Source organism: Klebsiella sp. P1927, assembly GCF_018204675.1.
Classification (GTDB): domain Bacteria; phylum Pseudomonadota; class Gammaproteobacteria; order Enterobacterales; family Enterobacteriaceae; genus Klebsiella; species Klebsiella pneumoniae.
The window spans coordinates 1,071,245-1,086,574 of the sequence record NZ_CP073377.1 but is presented as its reverse complement, the minus strand read 5'-3'; the positions used below and the strand labels follow the sequence as shown (position 1 = coordinate 1,086,574).

Annotated in this window: 13 protein-coding genes and 2 pseudogenes; 8 read left to right on the top strand and 7 right to left on the bottom strand. The window is 54.1% G+C overall.

What is annotated here, in order from left to right; genetic code table 11:
* The first annotated feature begins 95 nt into the window (after window positions 1–95).
* Both ppk1 and ppx read left to right on the top strand, forming a co-directional pair.
* Window positions 96–2,156 (top strand): polyphosphate kinase 1, encoded by a 2,061-nt coding sequence (gene ppk1 / locus KB892_RS05605; protein WP_002913838.1) that lies wholly within the window; start codon window positions 96–98, stop codon window positions 2,154–2,156.
* 3 nt (window positions 2,157–2,159) lie between these two features.
* Entirely contained in the window at window positions 2,160–3,692 is a 1,533-nt protein-coding gene (gene ppx, locus KB892_RS05600; RefSeq protein ID WP_002913839.1) for an exopolyphosphatase, read from the top strand.
* Between the two features lie 53 nt (window positions 3,693–3,745).
* Here the strand turns inward: ppx and KB892_RS05595 are convergent, their stop codons facing one another.
* Window positions 3,746–5,974, bottom strand: coding sequence for a sensor domain-containing phosphodiesterase (locus KB892_RS05595; protein ID WP_002913841.1), 2,229 nt, complete (start codon window positions 5,972–5,974; stop codon window positions 3,746–3,748).
* A gap of 352 nt (window positions 5,975–6,326) precedes the next feature.
* On the opposite strand from KB892_RS05595, the pseudogene KB892_RS05590 reads away from it, so the two are divergent.
* From KB892_RS05590 to KB892_RS05580, 3 genes and pseudogenes are all read left to right on the top strand, one after another.
* Window positions 6,327–6,404 (top strand): annotated as a pseudogene (locus KB892_RS05590) (DUF2633 family protein); the annotation flags it as partial.
* A 56-nt stretch (window positions 6,405–6,460) separates the two neighbouring features.
* Window positions 6,461–7,158, top strand: a protein-coding gene (locus KB892_RS05585; RefSeq protein WP_223174630.1) for an IS1 family transposase whose coding sequence is annotated in 2 segments (ribosomal slippage) — window positions 6,461–6,710 and window positions 6,710–7,158 — 699 coding nt in all. Because the reading frame shifts where the segments join, the coding sequence is not laid out codon by codon here.
* Window positions 7,159–7,172: 14 nt separating this feature from the next.
* Window positions 7,173–7,295: pseudogene (locus KB892_RS05580) on the top strand (YfgG family protein); the annotation flags it as partial.
* A 96-nt stretch (window positions 7,296–7,391) separates the two neighbouring features.
* On the opposite strand, the gene KB892_RS05575 reads toward KB892_RS05580, so the two are convergent.
* Window positions 7,392–8,303 carry a LysR family transcriptional regulator gene (locus KB892_RS05575; RefSeq protein ID WP_004221278.1) on the bottom strand — a complete coding sequence of 304 codons (912 nt, stop codon included), beginning with the start codon at window positions 8,301–8,303 and terminating at the stop codon, window positions 7,392–7,394.
* A gap of 73 nt (window positions 8,304–8,376) precedes the next feature.
* Between KB892_RS05575 and KB892_RS05570 the strand changes: the two genes are divergently transcribed.
* The 3 genes from KB892_RS05570 (at window position 8,377) to KB892_RS05560 (ending at window position 12,933) form a co-directional block, all read left to right on the top strand.
* Window positions 8,377–9,609, top strand: coding sequence for an MFS transporter (locus tag KB892_RS05570; RefSeq protein WP_002913847.1), 1,233 nt, complete (start codon window positions 8,377–8,379; stop codon window positions 9,607–9,609).
* A gap of 293 nt (window positions 9,610–9,902) precedes the next feature.
* The gene (locus KB892_RS05565; protein WP_004162150.1) at window positions 9,903–11,081 is read left to right on the top strand and encodes an anaerobic sulfatase maturase; all 1,179 of its coding nucleotides are present in this window, start codon (window positions 9,903–9,905) and stop codon (window positions 11,079–11,081) included.
* On the top strand, window positions 11,065–12,933 hold the full coding sequence (locus KB892_RS05560) for a sulfatase-like hydrolase/transferase (RefSeq protein WP_004152009.1): 1,869 nt from the start codon (window positions 11,065–11,067) through the stop codon (window positions 12,931–12,933). The genes KB892_RS05565 and KB892_RS05560 overlap by 17 nt, the downstream gene beginning before the upstream one ends.
* 186 nt (window positions 12,934–13,119) lie before the next feature.
* On the opposite strand, the gene KB892_RS05555 is transcribed toward KB892_RS05560, so the two are convergent.
* The 5 genes from KB892_RS05555 to KB892_RS05535 form a co-directional block, all read right to left on the bottom strand.
* Window positions 13,120–13,620: a DUF2514 domain-containing protein gene (locus tag KB892_RS05555; protein ID WP_071182156.1), complete on the bottom strand. Its 501-nt coding sequence runs from the start codon at window positions 13,618–13,620 to the stop codon at window positions 13,120–13,122.
* A complete protein-coding gene (locus KB892_RS05550; RefSeq protein ID WP_071182157.1) occupies window positions 13,617–14,246 on the bottom strand; it encodes a glycoside hydrolase family 19 protein in 630 nt (209 codons plus the stop codon). Before KB892_RS05550 ends, KB892_RS05555 begins: the two co-directional genes overlap by 4 nt.
* Window positions 14,236–14,541 (bottom strand): phage holin family protein, encoded by a 306-nt coding sequence (locus KB892_RS05545; RefSeq protein ID WP_023339240.1) that lies wholly within the window; start codon window positions 14,539–14,541, stop codon window positions 14,236–14,238. Before KB892_RS05545 ends, KB892_RS05550 begins: the two co-directional genes overlap by 11 nt.
* Window positions 14,528–14,932, bottom strand: coding sequence for a putative holin (locus tag KB892_RS05540; protein ID WP_004146394.1), 405 nt, complete (start codon window positions 14,930–14,932; stop codon window positions 14,528–14,530). The genes KB892_RS05545 and KB892_RS05540 overlap by 14 nt, the downstream gene beginning before the upstream one ends.
* A 192-nt stretch (window positions 14,933–15,124) precedes the next feature.
* Window positions 15,125–15,319 (bottom strand): hypothetical protein, encoded by a 195-nt coding sequence (locus tag KB892_RS05535; RefSeq protein WP_094923797.1) that lies wholly within the window; start codon window positions 15,317–15,319, stop codon window positions 15,125–15,127.
* Between the last annotated feature and the right edge of the window lie 11 nt (window positions 15,320–15,330).

The window sequence follows — 15,330 nt, the reverse complement described above, 5'->3', positions numbered from 1 at the left end:
CTTACTGTCATATTGTTGTGACACAGTAAATCGCTACGCAGAAAAATTCGTCATAATAGTCTACGTCCTGTGAGTAAAACGGAGTGTGAGCGGTAATGGGCCAGGAAAAGCTATACATCGAAAAAGAACTCAGCTGGTTGTCTTTTAACGAACGCGTGCTGCAGGAAGCGGCGGACAAGAGTAACCCGCTGATTGAGCGCATGCGCTTCTTAGGGATTTACTCCAACAACCTGGATGAGTTTTACAAAGTGCGCTTCGCTGAGCTGAAGCGCCGGATTATTATCAGTGAAGAACAAGGCAGTACCGCCCATTCTCGCCACCTGTTAGGCAAAATTCAGGCCCGCGTTCTGAAGGCCGATCAGGAATTCGATAGTCTGTATAATGAACTGTTGCTGGAGATGGCGCGTAACCAGATCTTCCTGATCAACGAGCGCCAGCTGTCCGTCAATCAGCAGGCCTGGCTGCGCAACTACTTCAAGCAGTATTTACGCCAGCATATCTCGCCGATCCTGATCAACCGCGAAACGGACCTCGTGCAGTTCCTGAAAGATGATTACACCTATCTGGCGGTGGAGATTATCCGCGGGGAAAACATCAACTATGCTCTGCTGGAAATACCGTCGGATAAAGTGCCGCGCTTCGTGAACCTGCCGCCGGAAGCGCCGCGTCGCCGCAAGCCAATGATCCTCCTGGATAACATCCTGCGCTATTGCCTGGACGATATTTTTAAAGGCTTCTTTGATTACGATGCGCTGAACGCCTACTCGATGAAGATGACCCGTGACGCCGAGTACGATCTGGTGCATGAGATGGAGTCGAGCCTGATGGAGCTGATGTCCTCCAGCCTCAAGCAGCGCCTGACCGCCGAGCCGGTTCGCTTCGTCTACCAGCGCGATATGCCGGATGCGATGGTCGAAATGCTGCGCGATAAGCTCTCCATCTCCAACTACGACTCGATGCTGCCGGGCGGCCGCTACCACAACTTTAAAGACTTTATCGGCTTCCCGAATGTGGGTAAGGCCAATCTGGTCAATAAGCCTATGCCGCGCCTGCGTCATCTGTGGTTTGATAAATTCCGCAACGGCTTCGACGCCATTCGCGAACGCGACGTGCTGCTCTACTATCCCTATCACACCTTTGAGCACGTGCTGGAGCTGCTGCGTCAGGCCTCCTTCGACCCCAGCGTATTGGCGATCAAAATCAACATTTACCGCGTGGCCAAGGATTCGCGCATTATTGACGCGATGATCCACGCCGCCCACAACGGTAAGAAAGTCACCGTAGTGGTGGAGCTGCAGGCGCGCTTCGATGAAGAGGCTAACATTCACTGGGCGAAACGCCTGACGGAAGCCGGAGTCCACGTTATCTTCTCTGCGCCAGGTCTGAAGATCCACGCCAAGCTGTTCCTTATCTCGCGTAAAGAAGGCGATGAGGTGGTGCGCTACGCCCACATCGGCACCGGTAACTTTAACGAGAAGACGGCGCGGATCTACACCGACTATTCGCTGTTAACCGCCGATGCGCGCATTACCAATGAAGTCCGCCGGGTGTTTAACTTTATCGAGAACCCCTATCGTCCGGTTAGCTTCGACTACCTGTTGGTGTCGCCGCAGAACTCGCGTCGTCTGCTGTATGAGATGATCGATCGCGAGATCGCCAATGCGCAAAACGGGCAACCGTCCGGGATTACGCTGAAGCTGAACAACCTGGTGGATAAAGGTCTGGTGGACCGACTGTATGCCGCCTCCAGCTCCGGCGTGCCGGTTAATCTGCTGATCCGCGGCATGTGCTCGCTGATCCCGGGTCTGGAAGGTATCAGCGAAAATATCCGCGTCATCAGTATTGTGGACCGTTTCCTCGAGCACGACCGGGTCTACTGTTTTGAAAACGGTGGCGATAAACAGGTCTGGCTCTCCTCTGCCGACTGGATGACGCGTAACATCGATTATCGCATCGAAGTTGCCGCTCCGCTGCTCGATCCGCGTCTGAAGCAGCGGGTGCTGGATATTTTTGATATCCTGTTCAACGATACGGTAAAAGCGCGCTATCTTGATAAAGAACTGAGTAACCGCTATGTGCCGCGCGGCAATCGCCGTAAAGTGCGCGCGCAAATGGCGATTTACGATTATCTCAAATCACTCGAACAACCCGACTAACCTATGCCAATAAACGATAACACCCCTCGGCCGCAGGAGTTCGCTGCGGTTGACCTTGGTTCGAACAGTTTTCATATGGTGATCGCCCGTGTCGTCGACGGCGCCATGCAGATCATCGGACGCCTGAAACAGCGCGTACATCTGGCCGATGGCCTCGATGAAAACTCGGTGTTGAGCGAAGAAGCCATGACCCGTGGGCTGAACTGCCTGTCGCTGTTTGCCGAACGCCTGCAGGGGTTCTCCCCCTCCAGCGTCTGTATCGTCGGGACGCATACGCTGCGTCAGGCGACCAACGCGGCGGAGTTTCTTAAACGCGCGGAAAAAGTGATCCCCTACCCGATCGAGATCATCTCCGGTAATGAAGAAGCGCGCCTGATTTTTATGGGCGTTGAGCACACGCAGCCGGAGCGCGGCCGCAAGCTGGTGATTGATATCGGCGGTGGTTCAACCGAGCTGGTCATTGGCGAAGATTTTGAGCCCCGCCTGGTGGAAAGCCGCCGCATGGGCTGCGTGAGCTTCTCGCAGGCCTATTTCCCTGGCGGCGTTATCAATAAAGAAAACTTCCAGCGCGCGCGCCTGGCGGCGGTGCAGAAGCTGGAGACGCTGGCCTGGCAGTTCCGTATTCAGGGATGGACCGTGGCGCTGGGCGCCTCCGGCACCATTAAAGCCGCCCAGGAAGTGCTGGTGGCGATGGGCGAGAAGGACGGATTTATTACGCCGGAGCGCCTCGAGATGCTGGTAAATGAGCTGTTGAAGCATAAAAACTTCGACGCGCTCAGTCTGCCCGGTCTCTCAGAAGACCGTAAAGCGGTCTTTGCGCCTGGGCTGGCGATCCTCTGCGGTGTGTTTGACGCGCTGGCCATCAAAGAACTTCGTCTGTCCGATGGCGCGCTGCGCGAAGGTGTCCTGTACGAGATGGAAGGCCGCTTCCGCCACCAGGATATTCGTAGCCGCACGGCACAGAGTCTGGCAAATCAGTACAACATCGATCGCGAACAGGCGCGCCGGGTACTGGAAACTACCACCCAGATGCTGGAGCAGTGGCAGGAGCAGAATCCCAAGCTGGCCAATCCGCACCTCGCGGCGCTGTTGAAATGGGCGGTGATGCTCCATGAGGTAGGGCTGAATATCAACCACAGCGGCATGCATCGTCACTCGGCCTACATTCTCCAAAATAGCGACCTGCCGGGCTTCAATCAGGAGCAGCAGATGCTGATGGCCACCCTCGTACGCTATCATCGCAAAGCGATCAAGCTCGACGATCTGCCGCGCTTTACGCTATTCAGGAAAAAGCAGTTTCTGCCGCTAATTCAGCTACTGCGCCTGGGCGTACTGCTGAATAATCAGCGTCAGGCTACCACTACGCCGCCGACGCTGCGCCTGCAGACGGAAGCTCACCACTGGACGCTGACGTTTCCGCACAACTGGTTTAGCCAGAATGCGCTGGTGCTGCTGGATCTGGAAAAAGAGCAACAGTACTGGGAAGGCGTGCCGGAATGGATGCTGAAGATTGCTGAAGAAGAGCCAGACGCCTGATCGTATCTCTGGCTATCAACCGAGCCGGGCGCTTACGCCCGGCTTTTTGCTGCTCAGCCGGTCATCTCCTCCGCCAACTGCGTCAGAGGTACCGGTACCCCGATATCATAGCCCTGCATATAATCGATCCCCAGCGTGATGACCGCCTGACGTATTTCCGGCGACTCCACATATTCGGCCACCACCTGCATGTTCTTCATACGCGCCAGACGACAAATAGAGTCCACGACCTGGTAATCAAGACTGCTGGCAAGCAGATTGCGAATAAAACTGCCGTCGATTTTAAGAATGTCGACGTTCATTGTTTTTAACCGGGCGTAGCTGGCGTAGCCGGTACCAAAATCATCGATCGCCACCCGGCAGCCCAGCGCCCGCAGATGTTCTAAAGTCTGGCAGACCAGCTCGGGATTGCTGAGCGCGTAGTTCTCGGTCAGCTCGAAAATAATCTGCCATGGCTCAATGTTGTAGGCCTGCAGCAGCGCTTCGACCTCCTGAGGAAACTGGCTGCGGCTCAGCGACACCGGAGAAAGATTGATCGCCAGCCGCAGACCAGGCAGCGCCCGCCGGTTGGCGTCCATAAAGGCCAGCGTATGCTCAATAACCCACTGGTCCACCCGCGTGGACAGCCCAAACTCGTGCGCCACCGGCAAGAACTCGTTTGGCCCCGTTAGCTCACCCGACTCCCCTTCCATCCTCACCAGCACTTCATGATAGCGATCGCCGCGAATGCCCTGGATAGGCTGCGCCATCAGGACAAAATGGTCATGTTCCAGCGCTTTGAGAATGCGGTTCATCATCACGACTTTATCTTTCAGATCCTGCTGAACATGGCCCGCGCCGCGGCGCTGTAAATTTTCCGGATGGCCGCTGGCTAACGACATGTCGGCAATGGTGTTCAACTCGCCAAGCAGTAAATACAGATGCTTGACCGGCGAGCGAACGTTGCAATAGCTCATGCCGATCCGCGGCTGCAGGGGGACCCCGTCCCAGTGGAAACGGAACTGTCGCAGGGAGCGGTCAATTAAGTGAATGCGCGCCTGGTGCCCTTCGCTATTGAGACGGAACACTAAATCGTGACCGGCAAGATGATATACCGCTTCGTTGGGCTGCAGCAGCGTTCTCAGGTGGTTCGCCAGCATTTGCTTATACTGGATTCGCAAAAGTACCCCATAGTGGCGCCCCAGCAATTCAAGCTCAGGAATGCGCAGAAAACAGAGCGTCGACCAGCTCGTGCCGTTGAGCGCCCGGCTCAGCGCCCGCAAGTTCGGCATATGAACCACCGGGTCGAGGAAGGCCATCTGCCGGACGCGAGCGTAGATCAGCCGCTGCTGTGTCGCCAGCATCGCCGTATAGGCGACAATAAACGAGAATACCAGATAGCTTGATGACGTGATCGCCAACTGGGTGTTATAGCTTGGGTAAATTGGTAAGTAACGGTAATGAAAATGGATCACGGCAATCAGCACCGGCGTCCAGATCAGTGAGATAAAGCGATAGCCAAAACGCATGGCACCCCAGAGCATCACCGGCATCAGCAATGACAACGTATAATTCGTACTAAATATGGTGCTGCTATCATTAAGCGGCATCAATAATAGCCACAGTAGCAGAATTAATACCGTCGCCCAGCAAATAATTTCAATTTTTTTTATTTTTGGATCAATTTGTAAGCGAACCTGAGAAATAAAGCCGCGTAAATGAAAAGGATTACGAATGACCCGTAACACAAAATAACACAGCGGCATGCCGGTCAGGCACCCTACCATTAGCGCCTGAAAGGTGATTAATGAACGTAAACTAAATGGCGTAACGCCGGTCATTTCCGTTGTGCGCGGATGGAGTCCAAGATATTCGGCAATCTGTGACAAAATCAGAAAAATGACCGAGGGGAGCAGCATTTGCCAGAACAGACGATGCGGCATCAGTCGGACGTTGCCGTGTGAGACCTGCTGACGCTGGGGGACAAAAATGCGGTAGCCGCCCCAGCAGAGCACGCAGGGGATAAGGAAATGGAACAGTACACCGATGGACTGCTCAAACATCATGCCGTGGGCCAGAGTTAACAGCAGGCCAATAATAATGCCAGGGATCGCCGCCCAGCCAAAAAACATCATCAGGCTGAGCACCAGCGCCAGGGGAAGATAATACAAAAATACCATATGACCATTGAGCATGGTGTAGGTATTCGCCCATCTGGCGACCGGTAATAACAGCGCAGGCAGAACGAGCGGTAAAGCCCACCACTTGTCGCGATATTGTTGATAGTATTTTAATAAATTCATAGGTGCTCTACAGAGTGCCTCTGCTCCCGCGAGGCATATTCAGGCAGGCATCCAACCACCCATGCTGACCGCGTAAATAATAACGACACGGTAACGTCCGCTGATTTTAGTGGCCAAGAGAAGGAGACTATTGATATAAATCAACAAATGCTGACGCCAACATTAATAAATCTTATTTTTCCCGACATTTCACGGCTAATAAAGTGAGCATGTAAATACGACGATTATCTTATATAACATTAATTAATGTTTTCACTGCCGCACTTTTACATCTGCATCAATTGACCCCATCTCGTTCCTGTGCCTTAATACCCCCATCGCCCATCTTCGGGTATACTTCAAGGATCCTTTTGTGAGTCAGGCACCCAGTATGCGTAAACGACATCGATTTAACCGTCGCATGACCCGTATCGTACTGCTTATCAGCTTTCGGTGATGCTACCAACTTGCTGATTTAGTGTATAATGGTGTTTTTGAGGTGCTCCCGTGGCTTCAGTCTCCGTCTGCTGTCCCTCCTGTTCCGCTACTGAAGGCGTGATGCGTAATGGCAAAAGTACTGCCGGGCATCAACGTTATCTCTGCTCTCACTGCCGTAAAACATGGCAGCTCACCTTCACTTATGCCGCTTCTCAGCCCGGTACACACCAGAAAATCATTGATATGGCTATGAACGGCGTCGGTTGCCGTGCCACCGCACGACTAATGGGCGTGGGCCTCAACACCATTTTGCGCCATTTAAAAAACTCAGGCCGCAGTCAGTAACCTCCCGGATACAGCCGGGCAGTGATGTCATTGTCTGTGCGGAGATGGACGAGCAATGGGGCTACGTCGGTGCAAAATCACGTCAGCGCTGGCTGTTTTACGCGTATGACAGGATACGCAGGGCGGTGGTAGCCCACGTTTTCGGTGAACGCACTATGGCCACACTGGAGCGTCTTCTGAGCCTGCTGTCAGTTTTTGACGTGGTGGTATGGATGACGGACGGCTGGCCGATGTATGAGTCACGTCTGAAGGGAAAACTGCACGTCATCAGTAAGCGTTACACGCAGCGAATTGAGCGACACAACCTGAATCTGAGACAGCATCTGGCAAGGCTGGGCAGGAAGTCCCTGTCGTTCTCAAAATCGGTGGAGCTGCATGACAAAGTCATCGGGCACTATCTGAACATAAAACACTATCAGTAAATTGGAGTCATTACCTCAGCTTTCTCTTCTTCTTTGGACGCTTTGTCTACTCCTCCATCGGCGCCTGGTACCATCATCAGGATAAAAAAGCGTCGCAGGAGTCATCGCTCACCGTCGAGCCCTCCCCCCGCGAGTAATCCTTTGATTCTAATACTGCAAGCGCCACACTCCGCAGGCAGAGCCGCTCGCTGCTGAAGTACTGTCTTTGATGCGGTAATTTTGCCGTCGGCGATTTATAAGCGCACGGTATGCAGCAGGCGCAGCATTTCAGCGATACCTTTTGTCACAATTTTGTCCTGACGCATGACTACCGCCAGCTGTCGGTATAGCCGCGGCGCCAGCGAGTGTACGCGTAATCCGTCGCGATCCTCCACCCGCTCCACCGCCATGCGGGGCACGATGCTGTAGCCCAGCCCTGCCCGCACCATGCGCTTAATCGCCTCGATGCTCCCCAACTGCATTACCGGCGTCACCGCCAGTCCCGCCGAGCGGAACCAGCGGTCAATCAGATCCCGCGTGCCGCTACCCGCCTCGAAGGCAATGAGCGGCTGCGCCTGCAGCTCGGCGGGAGTATAAACCGCCGGCATCTCCGTCTCGCGGCTGGCATAGATGGTCACGAACTCCTCATCTAACATCGCAGTCACCGCCAGACTGCGCCCCTGCACGGGCAGCGTGACCAGCCCGAGATCGAGCCGGTTTTCTTCCACCGCGCGGACGATATCCAGCGTGTTGCCGGTGGTCACCCCCACCGTCAGCAGCGGGTGCTGCTGACGAAGATGCTGCAGCAGCGGTGGAAGAAGATGAATGCAGGCCGTCGCGCCTGTCCCCAGCGTCAACGATCCATTAACCTCCTGACTGAATGCGCTGACCGACTGCACCGCGCTATTCACCGCCCGATCGATCTGCTCGCTGTGGGCCAGCAATGCCATTCCTGCCGCCGTCGCCTTGATCCCACGTCCGGTTCGCTCCAGCAGCCTGGTCTGTAAAAACTGCTCCAGCTGACGTACCTGCAGGCTGACGGCAGGTTGGGAGATCCCCAGCGCGTCGGCGGCGGCAGAAAAGCTGCCGCGCTGTACGACCAGCCGGAAGGTCGCCAGATTTCCCAGGTTCAGTGTTGTCATAAAAGTTTCTCTTATACCGCGCATAAGGTGGCCGCTCTGCCAGAACAATAGCCTGCCGGGTATGCTCAGGACAACTGTCTTAACGGAATGAAAAACCATGGAAATAAACGCTATTCCCCGACGCCTTGCCTTCACCGCGGGCGGTCAGCAACTCATCAACTGGGGGATCTCTTTTTATATGCCCGGCACCTTTGCCGGGGCTATCGCCGCCGACAAAGGATGGTCCTTGCCGCAGATCTATCTCGGCCTGACGCTTGCGATGCTGATGATGGCCGCTGTCTCCCCGTTCGTTGCCAGGCTGCTGGCTCGCTTTGGCGGAAGACTGGTGGTCACCAGCGGTACCTTACTGATAGCCGCCAGCTGCGCCATGATGGCCTGGCGCCCTTCGCTGGCCGGCTGGTACGGCGCCTGGCTGCTGACCGGCATCGGCATGCGGCTCTCACTGTATGATGCGCTGTTCGCCGCAGTGGTGAATCTGTACGGTCAGCAGGCGCGGAAAACTATCTCTCATATCACTCTCGCTGGCGGTCTGGCCTCTGCCCTCTTCTGGCCGCTGGGCGAGGCGTTATTAACCATCATGCCCTGGCAGAATGCCCTGCGGATCTATGCGCTGTTTGGCCTGCTGAGCGCATGGCTGAGTTATCAACTGCCTCGCCAGCGGCTCAGTTCAGCGGCGAAATCACCAGCCTCGCCAGCGACAGCAGAGGGCGACCGGCGTAACGGGGCGCGTTACGCGATCTTTATTGCGCTGATCACCTTCATCTCTAACGGTACCTCTACCCATCTGCCGGAGTTTATCAGCCACTTTGGTCTGCCGGTTGCCGTCGGTATGCTGTGGGGATTCGGCCAGACCGGCGCCCGGCTGGGGGAAGTGCTGGCCGGTCCCCGGGTCACCTCACTCACGCTAACGCGTTTTACTGCGCTCGCCATGCCGCTCTGTTTTCTCCTTGGATTGAGCAGCACGACCTTTGCCGGATGCGCAGCCGGGTTTGTGCTGGGCTATGGCGCGATTAACGGGCTGGTGACGATTGTCAAAGCGACGCTGCCGCTGGCGCTGTTTAGCGCAGAAAGCTACGCCAGCCGCACGGGTCTCCTGCTGATCCCCGGGCAACTGATGGCAGCTGTTTCACCCTTTGCCTACGCATGGCTGAACCACCGGCTGGGCATTATCGGCGGAATGTGGGTGTCCACCGGGTTAACGTTGATCGTTGCCGGACTGGCGCTGGCGATGGTGCGCGAGGCGGGTAAGGCGCAGGATGAACGTAATGTAGAATATCCGGCAGCGGCCGTTGACCAACCGATAGCCAAAAACAACCTTGCTGAAGAGTAAACGTGGATCACTACGCCCTTGATAATTTACGCCTGCGCTTATAGCCATATGGCAGGCATTATTCATACTATAAATTTTTAATGAAAATACATTCACCAAATCAATAATGAAATTTTTAAGAGAATAGCAGGGCATGCTGTCACCTGCGAAAAATAACGATACCGCCTGTATTTTTCGCTTGCATAATGATCCAAAAAATAAAGCCAGTCGCCATCGGTAACATTAGCCACACCTCCGGTAACACAATTAGCTTTACTCTCTTCCTCATCGAAAACGTTCGAGCATAGCAAAGAATGAGCGCTAATTTTAATACCGTAGCAAAACCCGGCGGCAATCGATGCAATCTGGCCTGTCGGTATTGCTTTTATCTGGAAAACGAGGTTCCGCGTCCAGGGTATGCCACCATGGACGACCTCACGCTGGAAGCGTACATTCACAACACCATTTCATCGACCCCCTCGCAAAACGTCGAGTTTTGCTGGCAGGGCGGTGAGCCTACCTTATGCGGGCTGGATTTTTTTGCAAAGGTGGTCGAGCTCCAGCAGCGTTACCGTGGTAACAAAATCATCGCCAACAGCCTGCAAACCAACGGCATCTTGCTGAACGATAAATGGGCTCGTTTTTTGCGTCGTCATGGATTTCTGGTCGGATTATCCATTGATGGCCCTGCGTCACTCCACGACACCTGGCGTACGACGGGCTGCGGAAAACCCACCTGGGAAAAAGTTGTGCAGGCCATACGCTGCCTGCAGCAGCATGACGTTCCGGTAAATGCCATGGTGGTGGTCAGCCGCCAGTCTGCAAGCCAGGGGAAAAGTCTCTATCGCTGCCTGAGCCGCGAGCTAAACCTTCACCATCTCCAGTTTATTCCTCTCGTTGACTCCCCTGCTCCCTGGTCAGTTACCCCTGAGGGCTGGGGCAAATTTTTGTGCAGTGTTTTCGACGACTGGCTGGAAAACGATGTTGGCAGGGTGTTTATCCAGTACTTTGATAATCTGCTCGGCGTATGGGCCGGCCAGCCCGCCACGCTCTGCACCATGCAGCCTGTCTGTGGGCAGAGTTTACTGGTGGAGCAAAACGGCGATGTCTACAGCTGCGATCACTTTGTCTCAGCGGAATATAAACTGGGTAATCTGAAGCAAGATGCTATGGCAGCGATGGCGAGCTCGCCATTTCAGCAACAGTTCGGGAAGCAAAAGGGCCAACTCTCTGCCCGCTGTCAGAGCTGCCACTGGCGCTTTGCCTGCCATGGGGGATGCCCTAAACACCGTTTTACCATCCATGACGACGAAGCACAGAATTACCTGTGCAGCGGCTATTTAGCCTTTTTCGGCCATATCACGCCCTATATGAACGTCATGCGAAGGCTTTTATTAAATTGCCAGCCGCCCGCGCTCATTATGAGTCTTATCCCGGAGATTCGGCAAAATATATTACAATTAACGGAGTCTGAAGATGAAAGAACCAAATAAAATAGATGGAAATCGCCGCCATCTCCTCAAAGGTCTGGGGATTGCCGCTGTCGTGAGCCTGTTACCAGAGACGGGAAACGCCGCGCAAAATAATGCCGCCCCGAAAGCGGCATGGGATATTCCTTTCACCGGCGAAATCCCTGACACACTGCCCGAAGGCTACAATATTTTACTAATAACCTGCGATCAGGAACGTTATTTCGAGCGGTATCCCTTTCCGGTGCCGGGCCGGGAACGCCTGATGAAAACGGGTATCACTTTTACCAATCATCAGAACACGGCCAACGTTTGTACGCCATCGCGCTCTGTCATGTACACCGGGCTCCATATGCCGCACACCCGGATGTTTGATAATCTTGGCTTCCCCTGGATGAATTACGATCTGGACCCGGAATTACGTACCGTGGGCCATATGATGCGTGAACTGGGTTATTACACGGCGTATAAAGGTAAATGGCATCTTACCCGGGAGATCGATCAGCCGGTCGCTGGTAAATCGGTAGAAGAAATGGACCTGGGCGAGATCCCGACGCCGCGACTGCATGAAATTATGGAAAAGTATGGTTTCTCTGATTATCACGGCATTGGCGATGTCATCGGGAAAAGTAAGGGCGGCTATTTCTTTGATTCAGTCACCACGGGGCAGACCATTAGTTGGCTACGTAACACCGGCCGCCCGCTGAATGATGAAAATAAGCCCTGGTTCGCGGCAGTAAACCTGGTTAACCCCCACGATGTCATGTTTATCGACACCGATGAGCATGGTGAGCAGGTGCAGTGGAAAGGGCCAATGGATAAAGAAAACCACACCCTGCTGCCAACCCAACCCCCGCACAACCAAATCTATCAGCAAAGCTGGCCAGACTATCCGCTGCCTGCAAACCGCCACCAGCCGCTCGATGAGCCTGGCAGACCTGCCGCCCATAAAGAGTACCAGAATGCCAGGGCGGTGATGGAGGGACAGTTCCCCGATGAAGACCGGCGCTGGCGCAAATTACTGGATTATTATTTCAACTGTATTCGCGATAATGACCAGCATCTTGAGGCGATTCTCAATGAGCTGGATAACCTGCAGCTGACGCAAAATACGATTATCGTCTTTACCGCCGACCATGGGGAACTCGGAGGCTCCCACCAGATGCATGGTAAAGGTTCCTCGGTGTACAAAGAGCAGATCCATGTGCCGATGATCATTCGCCATCCGGCGTATCCGGGAAACATCCGCTGCAACAGTTTGACTAATCATCTGGATTTAGTACCGACCCTGATTGGTCTGACTGGACGCGATCGCTCGCTGCGAGAGAAAGTCCTGGAGGGCAGAAAAGGCCGGGATATGAGCCCATTACTGGCGCATCCTGAGCAAGCGGGCTTAAATGCGCTGCGTCCGGGTTCGCTTTATTGTTACGGCATGATCCTGTATATGGATGCGCAATACACGGCAAAATTCAGAAAGCTGGCTGGAGAAAAACTCCCGCACGATCAATTTAAAAAAGCGATCGCGTCACTCCATCCTGATTTTTCCCATCGCTCAGGGATCCGTATGATCAACGATGGACACTATAAATTTGCCCGCTACTTTTCGCTCAAGCAGCATCATATTCCTGCTACCCTGGCCGAGCTGCTGGAGAATAATGATGTTGAACTTTTCGATCTGGTTAACGACCCCGAAGAAAATCATAACCTCGCCCGGGAGCCAGAGAAATACCGGGATCTGTTAATGACAATGAACGATAAACTCAATCAGCTCACTGCCGCTGAGATTGGCGAAGATGATGGCAGCTATATGCCCCCGTTTGAAGGAAGCCAGTGGGACATGTCGGCGGCCCAGATGCATCAATATATGCGCGATTAGCGCTTGCCGTCAGGTGGGAGACCTTAATGTAGCAGCTATAAAAAAACCCTCTGTAAACACAGAGGGTTTCGTTTCATTCAGCTAACGCCGGGGATTACTCCCACTCAATTATTTACAGAACTCGTAACCAATTGACTGAAAACAAGTTTATTAAACGATAAATTCTGCGTACCGTTTTATATACCGTCACCGGGAAATTGTGCCCCGCTTCGTCAGTTCATCGTACTGCCTTTCGCAGACCCTTCCGGCTTCGGCTGCCCGGTCAGCGTATTCTGCCAGTTGTCGGTTTCGTTCGAGAGATTTTTCGAACACGTCGGTAAGCAAAATTCCGGTGTCTGCGGCTGACGACCCAGCGCCGACAGTGGCGTTATACTGCCTGAGCTGCTCACGGATGGCAACGAGCTGCTGCTGCAGCCGGCCAGCGCGAGCGGCAGCATCAAGAGCATCATTGCGCGCCTGGTCGATCCTCTGCTGCGCTTCTCGTTCATTGGTTGCTTTCTCCTGTTCGTCATGTTGACGGGCTTTATCATCTTCTGCTTTACGGTCTGCCTTCGCCTGCGCATACCCGGCGTCGTACTGTCTGTCACCGTTAATATTCCAGGCTACAACGCCTCCGGCCACCAGACCAGCAAGCATCGACACGATAAGCAACTGTTTCCAGTACGCTTTCACGAATTCCGTGATCATGATGCCAGTACCTTCTTGGCCGACAGGTAACGCACACGGCGATCGTCGATACCATTCTGGCCGCCATTGATGATCTGCGTGACGCGCATCAGGTCGTCGGTGTACTTCAGGCATCCATATTTCACGAAGTACCAGGCCGCGCTCCGCGCTGCATACTCGTCCTGCGCCAGCAGTTCCGGCTGCTTAACCAGATCCACCTTCAGGCCGTTGCCGCAGTCGCGATAGTTGTTCAGCCCGGTGATCTGGATAAGCCCGCGCCCGCGGTAAAACCAGCCGTCGGTCGGCCCGTTATTCCCCATGCGTTTGCTGTACACCAGATTGGCAATGGCCCGCTGCCTCTCCAGTGGCAAAGAGGGCTCACCCTGACGGCGGCCGAGCGAATTAGCCTGACCCTGCGTCATCCGCCCGGCACGGACGAAACCAGCCAGCCCTGCCACGCTGTAATTGAAGCTCTCAACGAGCTGGATAAAGCCAGTGCTTTCATGCCCGGCCTGGGCAATAAACATCGCCTGATCCAGTGGCTTGATGATGCCAAACTCTTTCATGGCCGCCACGATGTGCGGATGCCAGCGTGTGGCCAGCGCCAGGCTAACGCCGGCAGCTTTCTGAAACTCGTTAATGTCCATGTTGCGACCTCGATATCTTGAAGATTTGCACGACGTTGCCGCGCGTCTTCAGCACCGCGGCGAACATCACAGCATTGATAACGACCTCAGAAAGATCTGCGGTCATGGGGAAGTGGTACAGGTATGAGTACGCGGTACGCAGCGGGATGCTGGCCGCTGCCACTATGAGGAAATAGGCTATCCACCCTCCCCAGCGGCGGTGGCGCGATCCGTTGCGCTGGAAGAACATCACCCGCAGCGCTATCCCGCCGCAGATGATGGAATTAGCGATAAGCAGCAGATCATGGCCTGTCATCGTCTTTTCCTCCCGGGATTAAATCGCGCGGATTGTCAGAACGGTGATACAGCCATATCCCGACCCGCACCGCGACAATTGCCGCAACGAACGCGCCGGCGGAGTAGACAATACCCCGCTCGAACGAGTCCTGTGTGATGGTGGGGATCATGCTGGCAACGCCGATAAGGATTGATGCTGTGGGTTTGTAGAAGAGAAGGCCGCAGAGAAAGCTGAGCAGCGCCAGGAGAACACGGCGCTTGACCGGATACTCAACTGCAGAGGTAACAAAAATTACCGCCCCGGCCAGCGATCCTAGCGCCACTTCAGGGGGTACACCGGCGATAACTGCCGCCAGTGCACCGTAGCTAAGCCCCTGATTTATTGTATCAGCGGTTAGCGATGCGGACATGATGACCACCGTTTACTATGCATGATGAACCTCCTTAGTTTGGTAAGCTCATCATACACAATAAACCGTTTATGGATAAATGGTAACCATCAAGCGTCGCTATCAAAAATTAAATATGAATATAAATTTTTGGAAAATAAGCACAACAAAAACCGAAATATTAACGACATCACTTTATTTTAATTAAATGGTTTACTCTTCATATTTTTTATCGATCAGCACATACCCCTCACCTTCTGGCTGAGACGACAGATAAGAAACCAGTGCTGCCATCGCGTATTCAAAATACTCAGCGTCAGGCCAGTCGCCAGAAATGATGCTGTTAATATCGGTTGTGGAGACGGCGTAAACGCCGTCCTCCTCTTTACTGATGTAATACACGGTCATGTCAGATTTTC

What these genes read in the sequence shown, in the direction of transcription:
- KB892_RS05545 (WP_023339240.1), bottom strand. Translation starts at nt 14,541, where the DNA reads ATGACAGGCCATGATCTGCTGCTTATCGCTAATTCCATCATCTGCGGC.
- KB892_RS05575 (WP_004221278.1), bottom strand. Translation starts at nt 8,303, where the DNA reads ATGCGCGGTATAAGAGAAACTTTTATGACAACACTGAACCTGGGAAAT.
- ppx (WP_002913839.1), top strand. Translation starts at nt 2,160, where the DNA reads ATGCCAATAAACGATAACACCCCTCGGCCGCAGGAGTTCGCTGCGGTT.
- KB892_RS05595 (WP_002913841.1), bottom strand. Translation starts at nt 5,974, where the DNA reads ATGAATTTATTAAAATACTATCAACAATATCGCGACAAGTGGTGGGCT.
- ppk1 (WP_002913838.1), top strand. Translation starts at nt 96, where the DNA reads ATGGGCCAGGAAAAGCTATACATCGAAAAAGAACTCAGCTGGTTGTCT.
- KB892_RS05540 (WP_004146394.1), bottom strand. Translation starts at nt 14,932, where the DNA reads ATGTCCGCATCGCTAACCGCTGATACAATAAATCAGGGGCTTAGCTAC.
- KB892_RS05535 (WP_094923797.1), bottom strand. Translation starts at nt 15,319, where the DNA reads ATGACCGTGTATTACATCAGTAAAGAGGAGGACGGCGTTTACGCCGTC.
- KB892_RS05550 (WP_071182157.1), bottom strand. Translation starts at nt 14,246, where the DNA reads ATGGACATTAACGAGTTTCAGAAAGCTGCCGGCGTTAGCCTGGCGCTG.
- KB892_RS05555 (WP_071182156.1), bottom strand. Translation starts at nt 13,620, where the DNA reads ATGATCACGGAATTCGTGAAAGCGTACTGGAAACAGTTGCTTATCGTG.
- KB892_RS05570 (WP_002913847.1), top strand. Translation starts at nt 8,377, where the DNA reads ATGGAAATAAACGCTATTCCCCGACGCCTTGCCTTCACCGCGGGCGGT.
- KB892_RS05565 (WP_004162150.1), top strand. Translation starts at nt 9,903, where the DNA reads ATGAGCGCTAATTTTAATACCGTAGCAAAACCCGGCGGCAATCGATGC.
- KB892_RS05560 (WP_004152009.1), top strand. Translation starts at nt 11,065, where the DNA reads ATGAAAGAACCAAATAAAATAGATGGAAATCGCCGCCATCTCCTCAAA.